The following is a 2,291-nucleotide window of genomic DNA, read 5'->3' as shown; positions in this document are numbered from 1 at the left end:
CCGACGACGCCGAGCGGCGTGCGCACGCGCTCGATATGCAAACCGTTCGGCCGGTCCCACTGCGCGATCACGTCGCCAACCGGATCCCGCAGCGCGGCGATTTCGCGGATGCCGTCGGCCATGGCGCGGATGCGCGCCGGATCGAGCTTCAGCCGGTCCATGAAGGAGGTGGAAAGCCCGGATTCATGACCATTCGAAACATCGATGGCGTTGGCGTCGAGAATGTCCTGCTCACGGGCCACAATCGCCTCGGCCATGGCCAGCAGTGCGGCGTTCTTGGCGGCGGTTGTGGCAATGGCCAGCGGCCGGGCGGCAGCGCGGGCGCGCCGGCCGATATCGGCCATCAGCGCGACAGTGTCATCCCCGGATTTTTCATGCAGTTTCAGCATGGCTCATCCTCCGCTTACATCGCCACCGACCGTGACTTGGTCACCGGCCCCTGTTTGGTCGCCGGCCCGTACTTGGTCACCCGAATGGCTCACCACAAGGTCATCGCGGTGGATCATCGCCGAACGCGCCTCGTAGCCGAGCACGGTTTCGATCTCGGCCGTCTTCAGGCCCGCGATCCTTACGGCATCGGCGGCATCATAGGCAACCAGCCCGCGCGCGATCTCGCGGCCCTCGGGCGACAGGATCGCCACCGTGTCGCCGCGCGAGAAATTGCCGCTGACCAGCTTGACGCCGGCCGGCAGCAACGATTTGCCCGACAGCAGCGCGCCGATGGCGCCGGCATCGACCGTAAGCCGGCCGGCCGGCTCGAGCTGGCCGGCGATCCAGGTTTTGTAGCCCTTGACCGGGTTGCTGCTCGGCCGAAAGAAAGTAGCGCGCTCGCCGCGTTCGATCGCCATCAGCGGCGACAGCCGAGTGCCCGACGTGATGATCATCGCGGTGCCGGCGGCGGTGGCGATCTTGCCGGCATCGAGCTTCGTGCGCATGCCGCCGCGCGACAGCTCGGAAGCGGCCGCACCCGCCATCGCCTCGATATCAGGCGTGATGCGGTCGACCACCGGAATGAATTTGGCGTTGGGGTCGCGCGCCGGCGGCGCGGTGTAGAGCCCGTCGATGTCGGAAAGCAGCACCAAAAGATCGGCGCCCATCATGGTGGCGACGCGGGCCGCCAGCCGGTCATTGTCGCCGTAGCGGATTTCGGAAGTCGCCACCGTGTCGTTCTCGTTGATGACCGGCACTGCCTTCATCTTCAAGAGTGTCGAGATCGTCGCCCGCGCGTTGAGATAGCGGCGGCGCTCCTCGGTGTCGCCGAGCGTCAGCAGGATCTGGCCCGATTTCAGGCTGCCCTTGCCGAGCGCGTCCGACCAGGCGCCGGCCAGCGCGATCTGTCCCACGGCTGCCGCCGCCTGGCTCTCCTCCAGTTTCAGGGCTCGCTTGCCGAGGCCAAGGATGGTGCGGCCAAGCGCGATGGCGCCGGACGAGACGACGAGGATTTCAGCGCCGCCCTGGGCCAGCCCGGCAATGTCGTCGGCGAGCGAAGCCAGCCAGTCGCGCTTCAGGCCCGTCGCGCGGTCGACGAGCAGCGCCGAGCCGATCTTGACGGTGATGCGCCGATATTTTCTCAGCGACTGCATGACCCTATTTGTCCCAGCGCGTCTCGACCGGCGCCGCGATCTGCGCGCGCGCCTCAGCAATCACCGCCATCAGCGCCCGCTGCACCGCCTCGACGCCCTCGCCGGTGACCGCCGACAACAGCATCGGCGCGCGGCCGGCAGCGCGTTTCAGCGAGGCGACCTTCTTCTTGCGCGCATCGGCGTCGAGCGTGTCGACCTGGGAAAGCGCCAGGATCTCGACCTTGTCGGTGAGGCCATGGCCATAGGCGTCGAGCTCGGCTCGCACGGTCTTGTAGGCCTTGCCCGGATTTTCCTCCTGCGCCGAAACCAGATGCAGCAGCACACGCGTGCGCTCGACGTGGCCAAGGAAGCGATCGCCGATGCCGACGCCCTCATGCGCGCCTTCGATGAGGCCCGGAATGTCGGCGATGACGAATTCGCGCGCGTCGATGCGGGCAACGCCGAGGCCGGGATGCAGCGTCGTGAACGGATAGTCGGCGATCTTCGGCTTGGCTGCGGTGACCGCCGCCAGGAATGTCGACTTGCCGGCATTGGGCAGCCCGACCAGCCCGGCATCGGCGATCAGCTTCAGCCGCAGCCAGATGTTGAGCTCTTGCCCCGGCAGGCCGGGATTGGCGCGGCGCGGCGCCTGGTTCGTCGAGGTCTTGAAATGCTGGTTGCCGAAACCGCCATTGCCGCCCTTGGCCAGCAGAAAGCGCTGTCCGACCA

2 protein-coding genes and 1 pseudogene are annotated in these 2,291 nt (G+C 67.3%); all 3 read right to left on the bottom strand.

All coding sequences use genetic code 11. The features are described 5' to 3' along the window. Positions 1–389: pseudogene (gene proA, locus EN884_RS33445) on the bottom strand (gamma-glutamyl-phosphate reductase); the annotation flags it as partial. A 3-nt stretch (positions 390–392) separates the two neighbouring features. Beyond that, positions 393–1,583, bottom strand: a complete 1,191-nt coding sequence (gene proB, locus EN884_RS33440; protein ID WP_013529068.1) for a glutamate 5-kinase — start codon at positions 1,581–1,583, stop codon at positions 393–395. Between the two features lie 4 nt (positions 1,584–1,587). Further along, positions 1,588–2,291: GTPase Obg (locus EN884_RS33435; RefSeq protein WP_164895330.1), on the bottom strand; the 704-nt coding region annotated here is incomplete at its 5' end.

It is taken from the genome of Mesorhizobium sp. M7A.F.Ca.AU.001.01.1.1 (assembly GCF_004022735.1).
Lineage (GTDB): Bacteria > Pseudomonadota > Alphaproteobacteria > Rhizobiales > Rhizobiaceae > Mesorhizobium > Mesorhizobium ciceri.
This window is presented reverse-complemented; position numbering and strand designations above follow the sequence as displayed.